Source organism: Cupriavidus sp. 05N39 (assembly GCF_056397325.1).
In genome coordinates, this window is record NZ_JBFTNE010000054.1 from 34,977 (window position 1) to 53,560 (window position 18,584).

An 18,584-nucleotide genomic window follows, 5' to 3' on the forward strand; every position below is an offset into this window, starting at 1 on the left:
TCTTTCTTATCTGCCGGGCCGCCTGCCACCGTTCATCCGGCGCGGGCGGCCCCGTTGCCCGGACTCAGGCGCCGACGTGGCGCAGGTCGAGCACGCGCTGGGCCTTGCCGGTGGCTGTAGTCTTGATCTCACCGGCGTTCAGCACGCGTACCGCCGTGGAAACGCCCACCATGGTCTTCACCCGGTGCTGCAGTTCGCGTCCCAGCTGCGCACGGTCGCTGTCGGTGAGCGCGTCGCAGACCCCGGCGCGCGCCTCGACCGAGACGGACAGGGAGTCCATATGCCCTTCGCGGGTGATGCACAACTGGTAGTTGCCGCTCAGGCGGCCGATGCCCAGGATCAGCTCCTCGATCTGGCTCGGGAACACGTTGACGCCGCGGATGATCAGCATGTCGTCCGAACGCCCGGTGATCTTCGCCAGCCGGCGCATCGAGCGCGATGTCGGCGGCAGCAGCGTGGTCAGGTCGYGCGTGCGGTAGCGGATCATGGGCATGGCCTCCTTCGACAGCGAGGTGAATACCAGCTCGCCCTGGCTGCCGTCGGGCAGCACTTCGCCGGAGATCGGATCGATGATCTCGGGATAGAAGTGATCTTCCCAGATGACCGGTCCATCCTTGCTTTCAATGCATTCGCAAGCAACGCCGGGGCCCATGATCTCCGAGAGCCCGTAGATATCGATGGCCTGGATGCCCGCGCGCGTCTCGATCTCGGCGCGCATGCCCTGCGTCCACGGCTCGGCGCCGAAGATGCCGATCTTCAGCGCTGACGCCGCCGGATCCATGCCCTGGCGCGCCATCTCGTCGAGCAGGTTGAGCATGTAGGAGGGCGTGACGAGAATGATCGACGGCTCAAAGTCGCGGATCAGCTGGACTTGCTTCTCGGTCTGTCCGCCGGACATCGGCACGACCATGCAGCCGAGGCGCTCCGCGCCGTAATGGATGCCCAGGCCGCCGGTGAACAGTCCATAGCCGAATGCGTTGTGCAGCGTATCGCCGCGGCGGCCGCCCGCCGCGCGGATGGAGCGGGCCGTTACGTTGGCCCAGGTGTCGATGTCTTTCGCGGTGTAGCCCACCACGGTCGGCTTGCCGGTCGTGCCGCTAGATGCATGCACGCGCACGACCTCGTCCCTGGGCACGGCAAACAGCCCGAACGGATAGTTGTCGCGCAGGTCTTTCTTCGAGGTGGTGGGGAACTTCGCCAGGTCGGACAACTGGCGCAGGTCGTCCGGGTGCACGCCGGCGGCGTCGAAGGCGCTGCGGTAGTGCGGAACGTTGTCATACGCATGACGGAGCGACCATTTGAGCCGTGAGAGTTGCAGCGCCTGGAGTTCGTCGCGGCTGGCGAGTTCGATGGGCTCGAGTTCGCCCGGTTGGGGAATTGGCTGGACCACGGTTGTCTCCTGATGGTGAAGCGACTGAATAGGATGGAACGGTGGCGGGATTGGGGGCGCCACACGACGGCTCGGCAACCCGGCTATGCGCGGCAACGGTCTTTGCCGTGGTGCCGTGCCGGGTCGTCAAGCATCCGGAACTCCATAACTCCATAGCGGCGCCCACCCGGCCGACGCATGCGCGCCGGCCGGCCGGATAGCGGGCACCCTGGCTTGACTGCGGATGACGATGCGAAGCCACCTGAACGCCCGGGACGGGCGAATCCGCGGCTTCGTCAGCGACGCTTACGACGGCTCGCGCTGCGGGACATGCCGGCGGCTTTGCACGACGCGGAAGCGATTGGCAACAAACGCGGTATCGGCAAGGCTGGCGTTGGCCGCGGGGTTTGCACCCGTTGCGTGGAAGTCCGAGAACGCTGCGGACTGGTTCACGAAGACGCCGCCCGTCAGGTTGACGGACAAGGCGACGCCGCCTTCCACGGCAGCCTCCCCGGCGGCATCGAGCACCGCTTCGTCCGTGCTGTAGACGGACAGCGTCAGGGCACCGCGCGTGCGGGCGATGCGCGCCGCGAGTGCCAGCGACTGCGCGCTGGAGTCGGTCGCGATCACAAACGCGATCGGGCCGAACCATTCCTGCGTGAAGGTAGCCTCGTCGCGGCTGGCGTCGAGTTGCAGCAGGACCGGGGTGGCGATCGTTGCGTCGGGGAATTCGGGATGCACGAGGCGCTGGCTGGCGAGCAGCGGCGTGCCGAGCGCGGCGACCTCGTCGATCCGGGCGAGCACGCCCTGGTTCTGGATCGCGCCGGTGAGTTCGACGGCACGGGCCGCATCGGCAGTCAGCTTCTGCACGGCGCCGGCGATGGATCGGGCGACCTCTTCAAACGGGACGGTGCCTTCGGCTGTCTTGATGCCGCCACGCGGCACATAGATATTCTGCGGCGCGGTGCACATCTGGCCGGAATACAGCGCGAGAGAAAACGCGATGTTGCGGGCCACCGCTTTGAGTTCGTCCGCCGAATCGATCACGATCTGGTTGACGCCAGCCTTCTCCGTGTAGACCTGGGCCTGCGGCGCATGTGTCTCGAGCCAGTCGCCATTGGCGGTGCTGCCGGTGAAATCGATCAGCCGTATCTCGTCGCGCGTGGCCAGCGACTGCACAAGCGGGCCGTCGTTGGGTGCGGTCGCCAGCAAGGTCACGACGTTGGGATCGAAGCCGGCGTCCTGCAGCACTTGCCGCGCGATACGCACGGTGATCGCGAGCGGCAGGATCGCGGCCGGATGTGGCTTGACGATGACGGCATTGCCGGTTGCAAGGTCGGCGAACATCCCCGGGTAGCTGTTCCAGGTGGGAAACGTGCAGCAGCCGATCACCAGGCCGATGCCGCGCGGCACGACGGTGAAGCGCTTCTCCATGGCTAGCGGAGGATTCTTGCCCTGCGGCTTTTCCCAGTAGGCCGTCTCCGGAATGTCGCGCATCGCGTCCCACGCGTAGGCGATGGCCTCGAGCGCGCGATCCTGCGCGTGCGGGCCGCCGGCCTGGAACGCCATCATGAACGCCTGCCCGGTGGTGTGCATGACGCTGTGCGCGATCTCGAAGCTGGCCTGATTCAGCCGCGCCAGGATTTCCAGGCTCACGCCCACCCAGGCTTTCGGACCGGCCTTGCGGTACTGTGCCTGCGCCTTTTGTGCCGCCGAGATCAGCGCGTCCGGATCCGCTTTGGGGTAGCCGATATGCAAGGTCTGGCCGAATGGCGAGCGCTCTTCGCCGATCGTRCCGTTGCTGCCGGGTTGATCGAGTGTGAAGGGCTGGCCAAGCTGTGCCTTGAATGCCGCTTCGCCGTCGGCGGCGGCGGTTTCACCATAGGCGCGCGGGCTGGGCATCTCGTTGAAGGGACTCCAATAGCCGCGCGTCCGGATGGCTTCCAGGGCGCGCTCGAGCGTCTTTTCGTGTTTGCTGAAGAGGGAATGATTCATTGCGGGGGGCGTATTTTTTAGAGGTTGCAGGACTGCGATTAGCGTTTACCGTTCGTCGTAGCTGACGACAACCCGATCCGACACCGGATGGCATTGGCAGGTGAGGACGAAGCCATCGTCGATTTCATGTTGTTCGAGCGTGTAGTTCTTTTCCATCTTCACTTCGCCTTCGAGGACTTTCGCGCGGCACGTGCAGCACACGCCGCCCTTGCAGGCGTAGGGCAGGGCAAGGCCCGCTTTCAGGCCGACATCGAGTACGCTGACCCCCACATAAGGCAGCCGCAGCTTGCGCCGCTTGCCGTCGATGATCACTTCCAGGTCCGCCGCCGGCATGTCGTCGGTGATTTCGATGGGCGGCACGCCCGCTTGCGGCAGCGGTGTGCCGAAGCGTTCGACGTGCACTTTCTCCGGCGCCACGCCGGCTGCCTTTAGCGCGGCTTCGGCTGCATCCATCATCGGGCCGGGGCCGCAGATGAACGCTTCATCGATTTCGTCGGCCGGCGTGAGCGTTTCCAGGAATGCCCGGCATTTCTCCTGATCCAGCACGCCGTTGAACAGTTCGACTTCCTGCAAATCGTCGGACAACACGTGATACAGCGAGAACCGGCTCATATAGCGGTTCTTCAGGTCTTCCAGTTCCTCGGCGAACATGATCGCGTCGACGCTGCGGTTGCCGTACACCAGCGTGAACCGGCTGGTCGGCTCCGTCTCAAGCGTGGTCTTGATGATCGCGAGCACGGGCGTGATGCCCGAGCCTCCCGAGAACGCCACGTAGGTCCGGGACAGGTCGGCGTTCAGGTGCGTGAAGAAGCGGCCATCGGGCGTCATCACCTCGATCTCATGGCCAGGTTGCAGCGTGTCGAACGCGAAGTTCGAAAAGCGCCCGCCGCGCACGCGCTTGATGCCGATGCGCAGTTCGCCATCGCGGTCGTAGTCGGTGACGCCCACGCAGATCGAATACGAGCGCCGGGTTTCCTCGCCATCGAGATGCGCCTTCAGCGTGACGAATTGTCCTTGCGTGAAGCGGTACGCATCGCGCAGGTCCTCGGGCACCTCGAAGGAGACGGTCACGGCATCGGCGGTTTCGGGCCGTACCTCGCGGATACGCAAAGGATGGAATTGTGGAGTCGCCATAATGTCGGTCCAGGTCAGTACGGTCAGTACGGTTTGAAGTAATCGAACGGCTCGCGGCAATCGATGCAGCGGTACAGCGCCTTGCATGCCGTCGAGCCGAACTGGGCGAGGAGTTCGGTGTGCACCGAGCCGCATTGCGGGCAGGCCGGCTTGTCCCGGGCGGCCGCGCGAGGCACGAAGCGGATGGTCTTTTCTTGCGGCGCATCCGCGCTGCCGCAGTTGCCGGCAGGTGGCGCAATGCCATARCGGCGCAGCTTGTCGCGCGCTTCGCCGGTCATCCAGTCGGTGCTCCACGCAGGGGCAAGCACGGTGACGATGCGATGGGGGACGATCCCGGCGGCGTCCAGCGCCTGTCCGATATCCTCGGCAATCTGCGACATCGCCGGGCACCCCGAATAGGTTGGCGTGATGACGACTTCGACGGCGTCGTCGGCRCCGCGGCGCACGTCGCGCAGGATGCCCAGCTCGCGAATCGATACCACGGGGATCTCCGGGTCCGGGACCGCCTCAAGTACGGTCCAGGCACGTTCCAGCGTGGTGTCGGCATGCATCAATGTGGCGGCGGTCATCGCGATCTACCAGGTAGYGCCGGGATGCTGGCGTGCCAGGGACTGCATTTCGGCAAGCAGGAAGCCCATGTGTTCCGAATGTTCGCCGTGCTTGCCGGTCGTAACGTGTTTCACCGGCGACGGCAGCTTGAGGGTGGCCTGGGCAATGGCCTGCTCAACGTCTGCCTGCCATGCAGGTTCGAGGCCAGCCACCAGGGGGCCGACGCCGGCCTCGGCCATCGCGATTTCCACCGCATCGGTTGCGAAGAACTCCCGCGTGTACGGCATCAGGTAGTCCAGCGCCGCCTGTGCGCGCCGGTGCGACTCCGCCGTGCCGTCGCCGAAGCGGATCAGCCACTCGCTGGCATGGCTGAGGTGGTAGCGCGTCTCCTTCAGCGATTTCGCGGCGATGGCCGCCAGTTGCTCGTCGTTGGACGATTGCAATGCCGTCCACAGATGGGCCATCAGCGCGGAGTAGAGGAAGTTGCGCACTATCGTGACGGCATAGTCGCGTTCGGTGCGAGCGGTGCCTGCGAACGGCCCGAAGTGCGGCAACTCCACCATCGTGTAGTTGGCGAACTCGCGCTCGGAGCGGAAGTAGGCGTAGCTGTCTTCGGTTTTCTTCGCGCCGCTCAGCGCTTCGTCGAGCGTAGCCGCGTGCGAGTACAGCAGCCGCGCCTGGCCGATCAGGTCGAGGCTGATATTCGCCAGCGCGATGTCCTCCTCGAGCGCCGGGCCATGGCTGCACCACTCGCTGTTGCGCTGGCCGAGGATCAGCGCGTTGTCGGCCAGGCGCAGCACGTACGACAAATGTTGGGGCGTGGTCATCATTGCGTCTCGTCTTACATGTGGTCGATTTCGGCAGGCAGCACGAAGAAGGTCGGATGGCGATAGATCTTGTCGCCGGCCGGCTCGAAGAAAGACTCCTTGTCGGCAGGATCGGATGCCGTGATTGCCGCCGACGGCACCACCCAGATGCTTACGCCTTCCTGCCGGCGCGTGTAGACGTCGCGCGCCATGCGCAGTGCGGCGCTCGCATCGGATGCGTGCAGGCTGCCGCAGTGCTTGTGGTCCAGGCCCTGCTTGCTGCGCACGAATACTTCCCAGATCGGCCATTCCTTGTTCATCTTCATCTCCTGTTCAAGCGGCTTGCTTGTGAGCCCGCGCGGCCTGTTTTTCGGCATACGCCAGCGCGGCTTCGCGCACCCACGCGCCATCGTTGTGCGCCTTCACCCGGGTGGCGAGGCGCTCCTTGTTGCAAGGCCCGTCGCCGTTCACGACGCGCCAGAATTCTTCCCAGTCGATCGCGCCGTAGTCGTGCGCCTTGCGCTCTTCATTCCACTTCAGGTCCGGATCGGGCAGCGTCACGCCGAGGATGCGGGCTTGTTCGACGGTGGCATCGACGAACTTCTGGCGCRGGTCGTCGTTCGAGATCCGCTTGATGCCCCATTGGAACGACTGGCCGCTATGGATGGAATCCTTGTCGCTCGGGCCGAACATCATCAGCACCGGCCACCACCAGCGGTCCACCGCCTGCTGCACCATGTCCTTTTGCGCCTGGGTGCCCTTCATCATCGACAGCAGGGCGTCGAAGCCCTGGCGCTGGTGGAAGGACTCCTCCTTGCAGATGCGGATCATGGCGCGGGCATACGGGCCGTAGGTGCAACGGCACAGCGGGATCTGGTTCATGATCGCCGCGCCATCCACCAGCCAGCCGATCACGCCCACGTCCGCCCAGGTCGGCGTGGGGTAATTGAAGATGCTCGAGTACTTGGCTTTGCCGGCGTGCAGGGCATCGACCAATTGGTCGCGCGACACGCCCATCGTTTCGGCTGCGCTATACAGATACAGGCCATGCCCACCCTCGTCCTGCACCTTGGCGAGCAGGATCGCCTTGCGCTTCAGGCTCGGGGCCCGGCTGATCCAGTTGCCCTCGGGCTGCATGCCGATGATTTCCGAGTGCGCGTGCTGGGAAATCTGCCGGATCAGCGTCTTGCGATACGCATCGGGCATCCAGTCCTGCGCCTCGATCTTGCCGTCAGCCGCCATCAGGGCGTCGAAATGCGCTTGCTGCGGCGAGGTATCGGCCGGCGCCGTGCCGGGCTGTTGCGCGTTGCCCGGGAGATCGAGAGATTGGGTGTACATGGAGATTTCCTGTGAGGCGATGCCGCAGTATATTTATAAACCGACCGGTCGGTCGATGAATTGTTTGGATGAATTTAATCAAGTGATAGTTTTGAGGGGTGAGTGTGGAGGGTTAGCTACGCGGCGTTGCGCGGGTGTGCGTGAGGCTGCCTGCAGTGGGGTTGATCCGTCGTTTGCCGGATTTGACGGTTTTCGTTCGCTGCGGCTGGATCACCCGCTAGGAGCGGGGAAACGACCAGGGCGCATGTGGACCGGTCGGAGTTTGCCGAATGGTCATCGCAATTGGGCGGGCGCCCCCCGCGCCGCCGGGCGTGCGCAAGGCCAGCCGCTCGGCAAGCCGTAGTTGCCGGTCTAGCCAGGCCTGCGTGCGGCTGGCCTCCGGTGACGGGTCGTGTAGCCAGACGCCAAATGTGGAGAGAAAGATCCCGGTCAGCACGACCTCTTCCGCCTCCCGGCGCAAGCCGGCCGCCGGCAGGCAGGCGGCCTCCCGGATCCATTGCACGGTGCGGCTGATATGCAGCAGGCCTTGCGCCTGCAGATGCAAGTGCTCCGGCTGCAGCTTGTAGCGCAGCATCTCCGCGGTGAGCCGCCGATGCGGCGCCAGGGCCTCCAGCCAGGCGAGGATGGCTAGCGAGAGGCGCTCGCGCGTGGACAGGCCATGCCAGCCTTCGCGCTGGGTTGCGCAAACCAGCGCGAAGTCGGCCCGGCCGAACCAGGCCTCTGCCAGATCGTCCTTCTGCCGGTAGTGCCGGTAAATGTCGGCCAGACCGATCTCCATGGACGCGGCAATCTCATGGAGATGCAATGCATCCCATCCGCCGCGCTCGGCGAGTCTCAGCGCGACCTCCAGAATCCTGTCGGCCAGATCGGCGTGCTCCTTCATGGCTCGCACTTCCTTGAGAATCCGCAACTGCGCCACTTCCAAGGATAGCGAGCCGGCGCCGGAGTGGCCAAGCGCGCCGGGTCCGGCCCTGCCCGCCTCGACAAAGCTGGCAGGCGGTCTATCTTAAGGGTGTGTCACTCTGTGCCGCTATCCGAGCACCCTGTACGCCACATTTGCCGCATCCCCTCAGTAGCGGCGGGCGCGCCGCCGGCTTGGACGGAACGGCTGCCATGCGCATGGGACCAAATTCACCCTCCCGGGAAAGCTACGACAACGCGCTGCTCGACATTGTCCGGGAGATGTCGTCGGCAGTGCAGCAGCAAGGGACCGCCGAGATGCCGGTCTCGCTGGACAGCACGCTCGAAGGCGACTTGGGCTTCGATAGCCTGACGCGCGTCGAACTCCTCACTCGCGTCGAGCAGCGGTTTGGCGTCAGCCTGCCCGAGCAAGTCCTGGCCCAGGCCGACACGCCGCGCGCCCTGCTGCGCGCCTTGCTGGCCGCCAAGGATCTGCCGCCTGGCACGGGCGGAACGCTCCCGCGGCGTGCCCGCCCGTTCCCTGCGGCCCAGGCTCCGGAGAGTGCCGTCACCTTGACCGATGTGCTCGGCTGGCATCTGCGCCGCCATCCGGACCGAACTCATATCATCCTGCAGGACGGCAGCAGCGACGACATCCCGATCAGCTTTGCCCAACTGCACCAGCGCGCGACGGCCATGGCCACGGGGCTGGCCGAACGGGGTCTGCGTCCGGGCACGGCCGTGGCCATCATGCTGCCCACCAGCCCTGAGTACTTCTACAGTTTCTGCGCCGTGCTAATTGCCGGTGGCATCCCCGTTCCGCTCTATCCGCCGGCGCGGCTGGCGCAGATCGGCGATCATCTGCAGCGCCATGCCGGCATCCTGGCCAATGCCCAGGCACCCATCCTGGTTACGGTCGCGCAAGCCAAGCCGCTGGCCGCACTGCTCAAGGCCAGCACCGGTACGCTGCACGACGTGGTGACGCCGACGGAACTGGAGGCTTGCACGGGTGGCGGCGCGCCGGTGCACGCGATCGTGCGTGCGCACGATATCGCCCTGCTGCAGTACACCTCTGGCAGCACCGGCTCGCCCAAGGGCGTCGTCCTGACCCACGCCAACCTGCTGGCCAACCTGCGGGCGATGGGGCAGGCCCTGGGCGTTGGCTCCCAGGATGTCTTCGTCAGCTGGCTGCCGCTGTACCACGATATGGGGCTGATCGGGGCGTGGCTGGGTAGCCTCTACTACGCCTATCCCCTGGTCGTGATGTCGCCGCTGGCCTTCCTTGCGCGGCCAGAGCGCTGGCTCTGGGCGATCCACAAGTATCGGGGCACGCTGTCGGGCGGCCCCAACTTTGCCTACGAACTCTGTCTGCGCAAGCTGGCCGATGCGGCGCTGGCCGGACTTGACCTGGGTAGTTGGCGCTTCGCCTTCAATGGTGCCGAGCCAGTAAGCGTGCAGACCATGCGCGCCTTTGCGCAGCGCTTTGTACGCTACGGCCTGCGCCCGGAGGCCATTTCCCCCGTGTATGGGCTGGCCGAGGCCTCGCTGGGCCTCAGCTTTCCTCCGCTGGACCGCGGCCTGCTGGTCGATCGCATCGGCCGGACCGAATTCATGCGCGCCGCCAGGGCAGCCGCCGCGGCGGAGCAGGATAGCGATGTGCTGGAGTTCCCCGCCTGCGGCAGGCCGCTCCCCGGCCATGAAGTGCGCATCGTCGATGCCAGCGGGCACGAGTTGGCCGAGCGCCACGAGGGGCTGCTGCAGTTCCGCGGCCCGTCGGCTACCAGCGGGTATTTCCGCAATCCGGAGCAGACGCGCCTGCTCTTTGATCACGACTGGGTAAACACCGGGGATTACGCCTATGTCGCCGGCAATGATGTCTTCATCACCGGCCGCGCCAAGGAGATGATCGTGCGCGGCGGCCGCAATATCTACCCGTACGAGCTCGAGCAGGCGATCGGCGCCATCGCGGGCATGCGCAAGGGCTGTGTTGCCGTTTTCGGTTGCCCGGACCCCAGCAGCGGCACGGAACGCATCGTGGTGATGGCCGAAACCGCCGTGAAGGATCTACATGCGCGCCGGATGCTGCACCGGCAGGTGCTGAAGACGGCCATCGACGTGCTGGGCCTGCCTCCCGACCACATTGCCCTGGTCTCGCCGCACAGCATCCTGAAGACCTCGAGTGGCAAGATCCGCCGCGCCGCCTGCCGGGAGCGCTTCGAGCAAGGCCGGCTCGGCCGGGGGCAGGGCGCTCCCTGGCTGCAGATCGCCCGCTTCGGATGGCAGGCGATGCTTCCCCAACTGCGGCGCATCCGGCAGACCGGCGCAGGCCTGGCCTATGCCTGCTACGCCTGGGCCTTGTTCGCCGCGCTGACCCCGGCGACCTGGCTGGCCTCGGTAGTACTGCATCGGCCGCAACTGGGCTGGGCCGTCAGCCACCGCGCCGCAAGGCTGCTGCTCAGGCTGAGCGCGATACCCTGGTTCGTGGACGAGGCCGAGCGCCTGCCGCGCGACCAGCCGTGCATCCTGGTATCGAACCACGCCAGCTACCTGGACGGTATTGTCCTGGTGGCGGCCCTGCCCAGGCCGATCTGCTTCGTGGCCAAGCGCGAGCTTCAATCCCAGCGCATACCCGGCGCCTACCTGGCCAGCATCGGCGCGGATTTCATCGACCGCCTTGATCCGCGGCGAGAGCACGAGGACGTGGAGCGGATCGTGGCGGCGGTGCGCGCCGGGCACTCTGTCCTGTTTTTTCCGGAGGGCACGTTTGGGCGCACGCCCGGCCTGCAAAGCTTCCGCACGGGCGCATTCCTGGCCGCCGCGCACGCCGGCGCGCCGGTGGTGCCGGTCGCCATCCGGGGTACGCGCTCCGTACTGCGGGACGGACAATGGCTGCCGCGGCGCGGACCGATCGGTGTGGTCATCGGCAGCCCGCTGTGGCCGGATGGCGACGACTGGCCCGCCGCCGTGCGCCTGCGCAATACCGCGCGCACAGAGATCCTGCACTATTGCGGCGAGCCGGATGGCTTGCGCGCGACACACCGGGGTTCCAGGCGGATATAGAACCATAGCCCATGCCCGGCGTCGCGCATCTTGCGCCAGGCCATGCTGCTGGCTCGCTCAAGGCTCGAGCGCGAACACCTTGGCTTGCCTGCGTTCAAACGAACCGAGCAGCGCGCTGGTGAAGTTCCACTCGGACGTGTCCGGCTCGCGCACGTGGGGCGAACGCGAAAACGCTGGTGTCAACGGTAAACCAGCACGGGGATCTTGCTGTGGGTCAGCACCTTCTGTGTTTCGCTGCCGAGCAGCACACCCTGCACGCCGCGCCTTCCATGAGACGCCATCACGATCAGGTCACAGCCCCTGTCTTCGGCAGTCTTGATGATGGCTTCGTACGGGTGATCGTCGACCAGAAAGGTCGTCGCACAAGTCACACCAGCCTCGGCTGCCTCCAGCGCGATCCTTTCCAGATACTTCTTTGCTGCTTCCCCAATCTCTTCCGCGAACAGCTCCCGGCTGTCCGTCAGCATTTCGGTGTGATAGGCGAACAGGTGGTACTTGGGCCCGACTCGCAGCGCAGTGATCCGCGCTTCCATTTCCTGCGCCAACAGGAGCGCATTGTGGAATGCCGCGTCGGACAGGGGGGAACCGTCAACCGCCAGCAGAAGGTGCGTAAACATACTGCTCTCCTTGTACCCCGCTTCGGGGCTCATGGAGCCGGTTGCGTTTTCGCGCCGGAAGGCGTGCGATGGCAAGGCGACAATCGAAAGCGCAAGGCCCCATTGGTTGCCTCCAGTCGCCCGCCACCTGAAGTGAGTATAGGTGCCGAAGGCCGCACGTCAAACGACCCGAACACGCGCTTGCAGGACGCCTTGCTCTGCGCCACAGTTGTTCTATCGGATCCGGCTGGAGACGATGATGAGAAACCGGCTCGCCACAGAAACCTCGCCTTACCTCCGACAACACGCGGACAATCCAATCGACTGGTATCCCTGGAGCGAAGCGGCCTTTTGCCGTGCGCGCGACGAAGACAAGCCGGTTCTGCTTTCCGTCGGCTACGCCGCGTGCCACTGGTGCCACGTCATGGCACACGAATCGTTCGAGAACTCCCGGATCGCCGGCCTGTTGAATGAACGTTTCATCAGCATCAAGGTAGATCGGCAGGAGCGTCCCGACATCGACGACGTTTACCAGAAAGTCCCCCTGATGATGGGGCAGGGCGGCGGCTGGCCGCTGACGGTGTTCCTGACCCCGCAAGGCGAACCGTTCTTCGGCGGCACCTACTTCCCGCCCGATGACCGCTACGGCCGGCCAGGGTTCGTGCGGCTGCTGCTGAGCCTGAGCGATGCCTGGACGCATCGCCGCGACGAACTGCACGACATGGTCAAGCAGTTTCAGTCGGAGTTCAGACGGCTCGACCAGGCGGACCTGCGCCGTGAAGCCGCTGAAGTCGAGGACCTGCCCGCAGAGACAGCTCGCGCCCTGGCACGAGGCACCGACCCGGTCCATGGTGGATTTGGCGGCGCCCCCAAGTTTCCCAACGCGAGCGGCTACGACCTCGTGCTGCGGATCTATCACCGTACCGGTGAACCCGCGCTGCTTGAAGCGCTGGAGCGCACGCTCGACAGCATGGCGGCGGGGGGCATCCATGACCAGCTCGGTGGCGGCTTTGCGCGCTACAGCGTCGACGAACGCTGGGGCGTGCCCCACTTCGAAAAGATGCTCTATGACAACGGCCAGCTCGTCGCGCTCTACGCCAACGCCTATCGCCTGACTGGCAAGCCATCCTGGCGCCGTGTCTTTGAGAACACCATCGCGTACATTCTGCGCGACATGACGCATCCCGATGGCGGCTTTTACGCTGGCGAAGATGCCGATAGCGAAGGGGCGGAAGGCCGGTTTTATGTCTGGACGCCGGCCGAGGTGAAGGCGGTCCTGGGCGATTCCGAGGGCGCGCGGGCTTGCCTGGCCTACGGCGTGACCGATCGCGGGAACTTCGAACACGGTACATCGGTGCTCCACCGTGCTGCCGCGCTGGACGCATTGGACGAGGCGCGCCTCGAAGACTGGCGCGAGCGGCTCCTGGCGGCGCGTACCCAACGCGCGCGCCCTGGCCGTGACGACAACATTCTCACGGGCTGGAACGGCCTCATGATCCAGGGACTCTGTGCGGCTTACCAAGCGACGGGCGCCGTTGCGTACCTCGCTGCCGCGAGGCGTGCCGCCAGCGCTATCGAGGAAAAACTCACCATGCCGGACGGTGGCGTGTACCGGGCCTGGAAGGACGGGGTAGCCAAGGTGCCTGGGTTCCTCGAAGACTATGCCTTCCTGGCCAACGCGCTGATCGACCTCTACGAGTCCTGCTTCGACAAGCGATACCTGGATCGCGCGGTCGAACTCGTGGCGCTCATCCTCGACAAGTTCCGCGAGGACGGACTGTTTTTCACGCCCCGCGATGGCGAGCCATTGGTGCATAGGCCCCGGGCGCCGCACGACAGCGCCTGGCCGTCAGGCATATCAACCAGCGTGTTCGCCTTCCTGCGCCTGCATGCGCTCACCGGCCTCGATTTCTATCGTGACATCGCCGAGCAAGAATTCGACAGATACCGGGCCGCCGCCGCCGCGGCCCCGGCCGGCTTCCCACACCTGCTGGCCGCCCGGGATTTCGCGCAGCGCGGCCCGTTCGAGATCATTTTTGCTGGCGACAAGGCGGCGGCAGCGGCTCTCGTGGAAAGCGTTCACCGCGCGTACCTGCCGGCACGCGTCCTGGCATTTGCCGAAGACGTCCCGAACGGCCGGGGGCGGCACCCCGTCAAGGGCCGGCCGGCAGCCTACGTATGCCGGCATCGCACCTGTGCAACGCCGGTTACGAGTGGCAAGGCGCTGCTTGAACGCTGCGCGGAAGGCGCAGACGCGAAGCACCCCGTGCGTGCGCAAGCAGGGAGGCCATTGTGAAACCAGCGACGCTCCTGCTGCACATGTTGATTCCGGCAATCGCGCTGGCGGTGGCGTCCGCCGGCGTCCGCGCCGCCGATGATTTTGCGTCGCTCCGGACTCTGATGGTCAAGGAAATCGCAGCGCTATCGGTTCATACCGGCGCCGAAACGGGCAGGCATGCCTTTGATGCGCGCGTCATGGCGGCCATGGAGAAGGTGCCCCGCCACCAGTTTGTTCCACCGGAGCAGGAGGGCAACGCATATGAGAACCGCCCGCTGCCCATCGGCTACGGCCAGACCATCTCGCAGCCTTACATCGTTGCCCTGATGACCGACCTGATGAGGGTCAAGCCCACCGACGTCGTGCTGGAAATCGGCACCGGCTCCGGCTACCAGGCGGCGATCCTCGCAGAGCTGGCGCGAGCGGTCTATACGATCGAAATCATCGAGCCGCTGGGGGCACRGGCGCAGGAACGCTTGAAACGCCTCGCATACACGCAAGTGAAGACCAAGGTGGGCGACGGCTACTACGGCTGGGAGGACAACGCACTCTATGACGCCATCATCGTCACCGCAGCTGCAAGTCATGTTCCGCCCCCGCTCATCCGGCAACTGAAACCCGGCGGCAGGATGGTGGTCCCGGTGGGCGCCCAGTTCCTGACCCAGTACTTGCTGCTGATCGAGAAAGCGGGGGACGGCACGATTTCCACCAAACAGATCTTGCCTGTCAGGTTCGTGCCGTTGGTCGGTGGGCGCTGATGTCGTCACGCCATCATGCTCTCCCCGCCGCTCTTCGCCCTTTCCCTGCTTTCCGCATCCGCGCTTGGCTACGAAATCCTGCTGATGCGCCTGCTCTCCATCATCCAATGGCACCACTTCGCCTACATGATGATCAGTGTCGCCCTGCTGGGCTACGGCGCGGCCGGTGCGATCGTGGCCCTGATGCAGCGCACGATCACGCCGAGGTTTGCAGCGGTGTTCGTGACCGGCGCACTGTTGTTCGGCGTTTCTGCGATCGCTTGTTTCGCGCTCGCCCAGCGCGTCGCATTCAATCCTCTGGAGATCTTGTGGGAACCGCGGCAGGCGCTGCGTTTGCTGTTGATCTATCTGCTCCTGTTCGTTCCCTTTTTCTGCGCTGCGACGTGTGTCTGTCTCACCTTCACGCGGTTCCATCATCAGGTCCACCGCATCTACAGCTTTGACATTCTGGGAGCCGGGATAGGCTGCATTGCCATCATCGTTGCCCTATTTGGCTTGACGCCTGTGAATGCGCTCCGCCTTGTGGGCAGCGCGGGTCTGGCGGCGGCCGCGCTGGCAAGCATCGAGTGCCATTGGCATCGGCGCTGGTTGCCGGTACTGCTTGTGGCCGCAGCGGTCATTGTGCCGGCTAGCCTGCCAGGCGACTGGATCGCACTGCGGCCCTCCGACTACAAGGAATTGAGTCAGACCCTGCGCATCAAGGGCGCACGGGTGGCCGCCGAAAGCTCAAGCCCATTGGGTCTCATCACGGTGGTGGAAAACGCTTCGATCCCTTTCCGGCATGCACCCGGGCTGAGCCTCAACGCGGCCCTGGAACCGCCGCCACAGCTGGGCGTGTTTACGGATGGTGACGGGCTCTCCGCGCTCAATCGCTATGACGGGCGGCGAAAGCCACTTGGCTATCTGGACTACCTCACCTCCGCGCTTCCCTATCACCTGCTGGAGCGCCCCCGGGTCCTGATACTTGGAAGCGGCGCCGGGGCCGATGTGTTGCAGGCGATTTACCACCAGGCGGGCGCCATCGACGCGGTAGAGTTGAATCCGCAGGTGATCGACCTGGTGCAGGACCGCTTTGCCGGCTTCTCCGGCAAGCCCTACAGCGCGCCCAACGTCCGTGTCTTCGTGGGCGAAGCGCGCGGCTTCATGGCTGGTCGCGGCGAACACTACGACCTTATCCAGGTCGCGCTGCTGGATTCGTTTGGCGCCTCGTCGGCCGGCCTCTACGCGCTTTCCGAGAGCTATCTGTACACGGTGGAAGCGTTCCAGGACTACCTCCGCCATCTCAATCCCGGTGGCCTGCTGGCAATCACGCGCTGGGTCACGCTACCGCCGCGCGATATCCCCAAATTATTCGGCACCGCGCTGATCGCGATGGAACGCAACGGCGTGTCGCAGCCGTCGCGCCGGCTCGCGCTGATTCGTGGCTGGAAGACGGCAACGCTGGTGGTCAAGAACGGGGACATCAGCGGTGCGGAAATCGCCGCGTTGCACGAATTCTGCCGTGCCCGTTCGTTCGACGTCGACTACTACTCCGGCATGGCGGCCGCGGAGGCAAACCAGTACAACCTGCTCGAGGAACCGTATTTCTTCGACGCGGCGCAAGCCTTGCAGGGCACCGATCGCGACGGATTCTGGGCGCGCTACAAGTTCGATGTCCGGCCCGCCACCGACGATAAGCCGTACTTCTTCCACTTCTTCAAATGGCGCTCGCTACCCGAACTCCTCGCCCTGAAGGCGCAAGGAAGCCTGCCATTGCTGGAGTGGGGCTATCCCGTGCTGGTCGCGACGCTGCTTCAGGCCGTACTCGCAACCCTGGTATTGATCGTCCTTCCGCTCTGGGTGATAAGACGCCGTCCCGGGCTGGTTCATGAGCCGTCGCCGCCGGCGACATCCCTTGCCGGCGATGGCACAGAAGCAAAGGGCCTGTCGGGCCGGCGCGTCGTGCTCTACTTCCTGGCGGTCGGCGCCGCCTTCATGTTCGTCGAGATCGCGTTTATTCAGAAGTTCATCCTGTTTTTGAGTCACCCGCTCTATACGGTGGCGGTGGTGTTATGCGCCTTCCTGTCGTTTGCCGGACTGGGAAGCCGATACTCACAGCGCCTGCAAGCGGGTGGCCCGCCTTCACGCGGCCCCACGCCGGATCCGGGCCGGAGGACGGGGCGGTGGTACCCGCTCGGGTGGGTCGTTTGCGCGATCTGTCTTATCTCGCTGCTCTACCTGGCGATCCTGCCAACCTTGTTTCGGCTGCTGATTTCCCTCCCGGACCCGGCCAGGATCGCCATCTCCGCATTGCTGGTCGCGCCGCTCGCGTTCGCGATGGGAATGCCGTTTCCGCTGGGACTCGGGCGCGTTGCCTCCCGCGTTGAACCGCTCGTGCCATGGGCCTGGGGCATCAACGCCTGTGCTTCGGTGGTGGCTGCAGTCCTGGCCACGCTGTTAGCAATCCATCTTGGCTTTACCGCGGTGGTGCTGATAGCGCTTTTGCTGTATCTCGCGGCGGCATTCATTTGTCCATAAACCTCGGGCGTCACACGAGAGACTGATGCACGCTCACGCCGATCCTGCTCGTGGGACTGTTCGGCGCCCGCTCTTCCATGGTGATGCGTGCTGACGCCTGCCGTCTGGCGCTTCATGCCGACATGGGACATTTCGGCAGTGGTCCGATCTGGCTGGCATTTTCAACATGCCGCCGAATCGCGTGTTTCGAGCGCCCAAAAGCAAAACCCCTCCCGATCTTGCGATCGGGAGGGGTTTTTGTTGTGGCCCGTTGCCAGGCGCCAACGAATATGGTGGCGAATCAGGGATTCGAACCCCGGACCTGCGGATTATGATTCCGTCGCTCTAACCGACTGAGCTAATTCGCCAAAGATTTTGCGTGTTTCTGTAGGGAACCAAGACCCGTTGCTGCCTTGCCCCCCTGAGCGGCGAATGTTGCCGAAGACGGAAGCTTTTGTCAACAAGCCACGTCATGTCTAAAGACGCTCGACAAGAAGTCTACGCCCCGGAGGGGACGCGCATCGGTGCGATTCGAGAGACGTTTCCAGACGGCCTCGACCCTGAGCGGGCTTTGAGCTTTCTCGAAAGCGGACACTAAAGGCGAGTGCTTCCCGATGGCGGCCTTCACCGCCTTCTTGACCCTTAGCCCTAACTGGCTGTAGCCGCCACATTTGCCCGCGCCGAGTGCAATTTTTTGTAGCTGTCAATCAAGCGGTGGTGCCTGTCGAGCCCCTCCAATTTCATGCTGGTTGGCGTCAAACCAAAGAAACGCACGCTGCCGTCCACTGAACCCAGCACTGCGTCCATCCGCGCATTGCCATACATCCGACGGAAGTTGACCGCGTAGTCGTCCAGGTTCAGGTCGTCATCCAACAGCACCTCCAGCACCACATTCAATGCCTGGTAAAACAGTCCGCGCTCGACCGTGTTGTCGTTGTACTGCAAGAAGGCGCCCACCAGCTCGTGCGCCGCTTCAAATTGCTGCAAGGCGAGATGAATGAGCAGCTTCAACTCCAAAACTGTCAGCTGCCCCCAATCCGTATTCTCGTCAAATTCGATGCCGATCAGCGTGGCGATGTCGGCGTATTCATCGAGCTCACTGTTATCCAGACGCTCAAGCAGGGCCTCCAGGCTTGCGTCGTCCAGGCAATGCAAGTTCAAGATATCTGCGCGGAACGACAGTGCCTTGTTGGTGTTATCCCAGATCAAATCTTCTACAGGATAGACTTCCGAATAGCCCGGAACCAAAATCCGGCAAGCTACGGCGCCTAGCTGGTCATACACCGCCATGTACACCTCTTTGCC

14 protein-coding genes, 1 tRNA gene and 1 pseudogene are annotated in these 18,584 nt (G+C 64.5%); 4 read left to right on the forward strand and 12 right to left on the reverse strand.

What is annotated here, in order from left to right:
* Positions 1 to 64 precede the first annotated feature (64 nt).
* The 8 genes from paaK to AC1DN0_RS24250 form a co-directional block, all read right to left on the reverse strand.
* The gene (gene paaK / locus AC1DN0_RS24215) at positions 65 to 1,390 is read right to left on the reverse strand and encodes a phenylacetate--CoA ligase PaaK (RefSeq protein WP_477146065.1); all 1,326 of its coding nucleotides are present in this window, start codon (positions 1,388 to 1,390) and stop codon (positions 65 to 67) included.
* A gap of 285 nt (positions 1,391 to 1,675) precedes the next feature.
* Complete coding sequence (gene paaN / locus AC1DN0_RS24220; RefSeq protein ID WP_477111782.1) at positions 1,676 to 3,364, reverse strand: phenylacetic acid degradation protein PaaN; 1,689 nt, start codon at positions 3,362 to 3,364, stop codon at positions 1,676 to 1,678.
* 45 nt (positions 3,365 to 3,409) lie between these two features.
* Positions 3,410 to 4,498 (reverse strand): 1,2-phenylacetyl-CoA epoxidase subunit PaaE, encoded by a 1,089-nt coding sequence (paaE, locus tag AC1DN0_RS24225; RefSeq protein ID WP_035869387.1) that lies wholly within the window; start codon positions 4,496 to 4,498, stop codon positions 3,410 to 3,412.
* 23 nt (positions 4,499 to 4,521) lie between these two features.
* Positions 4,522 to 5,067, reverse strand: a complete 546-nt coding sequence (paaD, locus tag AC1DN0_RS24230) for a 1,2-phenylacetyl-CoA epoxidase subunit PaaD (RefSeq protein WP_441629262.1) — start codon at positions 5,065 to 5,067, stop codon at positions 4,522 to 4,524.
* A 6-nt stretch (positions 5,068 to 5,073) separates the two neighbouring features.
* Positions 5,074 to 5,877 carry a 1,2-phenylacetyl-CoA epoxidase subunit PaaC gene (gene paaC / locus AC1DN0_RS24235; protein WP_477146066.1) on the reverse strand — a complete coding sequence of 268 codons (804 nt, stop codon included), beginning with the start codon at positions 5,875 to 5,877 and terminating at the stop codon, positions 5,074 to 5,076.
* Positions 5,878 to 5,888: 11 nt separating this feature from the next.
* On the reverse strand, positions 5,889 to 6,173 hold the full coding sequence (paaB, locus tag AC1DN0_RS24240) for a 1,2-phenylacetyl-CoA epoxidase subunit PaaB (RefSeq protein WP_035869507.1): 285 nt from the start codon (positions 6,171 to 6,173) through the stop codon (positions 5,889 to 5,891).
* A 13-nt stretch (positions 6,174 to 6,186) separates the two neighbouring features.
* Positions 6,187 to 7,191: a 1,2-phenylacetyl-CoA epoxidase subunit PaaA gene (gene paaA, locus AC1DN0_RS24245; RefSeq protein WP_477146067.1), complete on the reverse strand. Its 1,005-nt coding sequence runs from the start codon at positions 7,189 to 7,191 to the stop codon at positions 6,187 to 6,189.
* A 217-nt stretch (positions 7,192 to 7,408) separates the two neighbouring features.
* On the reverse strand, positions 7,409 to 8,110 hold the full coding sequence (locus AC1DN0_RS24250) for a TetR family transcriptional regulator (protein ID WP_441629324.1): 702 nt from the start codon (positions 8,108 to 8,110) through the stop codon (positions 7,409 to 7,411).
* Between the two features lie 194 nt (positions 8,111 to 8,304).
* Between AC1DN0_RS24250 and AC1DN0_RS24255 the strand changes: the two genes are divergently transcribed.
* The gene (locus tag AC1DN0_RS24255; RefSeq protein ID WP_441629268.1) at positions 8,305 to 11,151 is read left to right on the forward strand and encodes an AMP-binding protein; all 2,847 of its coding nucleotides are present in this window, start codon (positions 8,305 to 8,307) and stop codon (positions 11,149 to 11,151) included.
* A gap of 57 nt (positions 11,152 to 11,208) precedes the next feature.
* Here the strand turns inward: AC1DN0_RS24255 and AC1DN0_RS24260 are convergent, their stop codons facing one another.
* Together AC1DN0_RS24260 and AC1DN0_RS24265 are read right to left on the reverse strand one after the other, a co-directional pair.
* Positions 11,209 to 11,334 carry a hypothetical protein gene (locus AC1DN0_RS24260; protein ID WP_441629270.1) on the reverse strand — a complete coding sequence of 42 codons (126 nt, stop codon included), beginning with the start codon at positions 11,332 to 11,334 and terminating at the stop codon, positions 11,209 to 11,211.
* Positions 11,331 to 11,768 (reverse strand): universal stress protein, encoded by a 438-nt coding sequence (locus AC1DN0_RS24265; protein WP_441629272.1) that lies wholly within the window; start codon positions 11,766 to 11,768, stop codon positions 11,331 to 11,333. The genes AC1DN0_RS24260 and AC1DN0_RS24265 overlap by 4 nt, the downstream gene beginning before the upstream one ends.
* A gap of 238 nt (positions 11,769 to 12,006) precedes the next feature.
* On the opposite strand from AC1DN0_RS24265, the gene AC1DN0_RS24270 reads away from it, so the two are divergent.
* From AC1DN0_RS24270 to AC1DN0_RS24280, 3 genes are read left to right on the forward strand one after another with little or no spacing between them, the layout of a single operon-like run.
* Complete coding sequence (locus AC1DN0_RS24270) at positions 12,007 to 14,043, forward strand: thioredoxin domain-containing protein (RefSeq protein WP_477111784.1); 2,037 nt, start codon at positions 12,007 to 12,009, stop codon at positions 14,041 to 14,043.
* A 23-nt stretch (positions 14,044 to 14,066) separates the two neighbouring features.
* Positions 14,067 to 14,783, forward strand: coding sequence for a protein-L-isoaspartate(D-aspartate) O-methyltransferase (locus tag AC1DN0_RS24275; protein ID WP_477146068.1), 717 nt, complete (start codon positions 14,067 to 14,069; stop codon positions 14,781 to 14,783).
* A 15-nt stretch (positions 14,784 to 14,798) separates the two neighbouring features.
* Positions 14,799 to 17,300, forward strand: coding sequence for a spermidine synthase (locus AC1DN0_RS24280; RefSeq protein WP_441629274.1), 2,502 nt, complete (start codon positions 14,799 to 14,801; stop codon positions 17,298 to 17,300).
* 270 nt (positions 17,301 to 17,570) lie between these two features.
* Here AC1DN0_RS24280 and AC1DN0_RS24285 read toward each other — a convergent pair.
* Both AC1DN0_RS24285 and AC1DN0_RS24290 read right to left on the reverse strand, forming a co-directional pair.
* A tRNA-Met gene (locus AC1DN0_RS24285) sits at positions 17,571 to 17,647 on the reverse strand.
* Between the two features lie 280 nt (positions 17,648 to 17,927).
* Positions 17,928 to 18,584 (reverse strand): annotated as a pseudogene (locus AC1DN0_RS24290) (OsmC domain/YcaO domain-containing protein); the annotation flags it as partial.

Coding starts and splice junctions, on each gene's coding strand:
- paaE (WP_035869387.1), bottom strand. CDS start 4,498: ATGGCGACTCCACAATTCCATCCTTTGCGTATCCGCGAGGTACGGCCC.
- paaB (WP_035869507.1), bottom strand. CDS start 6,173: ATGAACAAGGAATGGCCGATCTGGGAAGTATTCGTGCGCAGCAAGCAG.
- AC1DN0_RS24255 (WP_441629268.1), top strand. CDS start 8,305: ATGCGCATGGGACCAAATTCACCCTCCCGGGAAAGCTACGACAACGCG.
- AC1DN0_RS24265 (WP_441629272.1), bottom strand. CDS start 11,768: ATGTTTACGCACCTTCTGCTGGCGGTTGACGGTTCCCCCCTGTCCGAC.
- AC1DN0_RS24270 (WP_477111784.1), top strand. CDS start 12,007: ATGAGAAACCGGCTCGCCACAGAAACCTCGCCTTACCTCCGACAACAC.
- AC1DN0_RS24280 (WP_441629274.1), top strand. CDS start 14,799: ATGCTCTCCCCGCCGCTCTTCGCCCTTTCCCTGCTTTCCGCATCCGCG.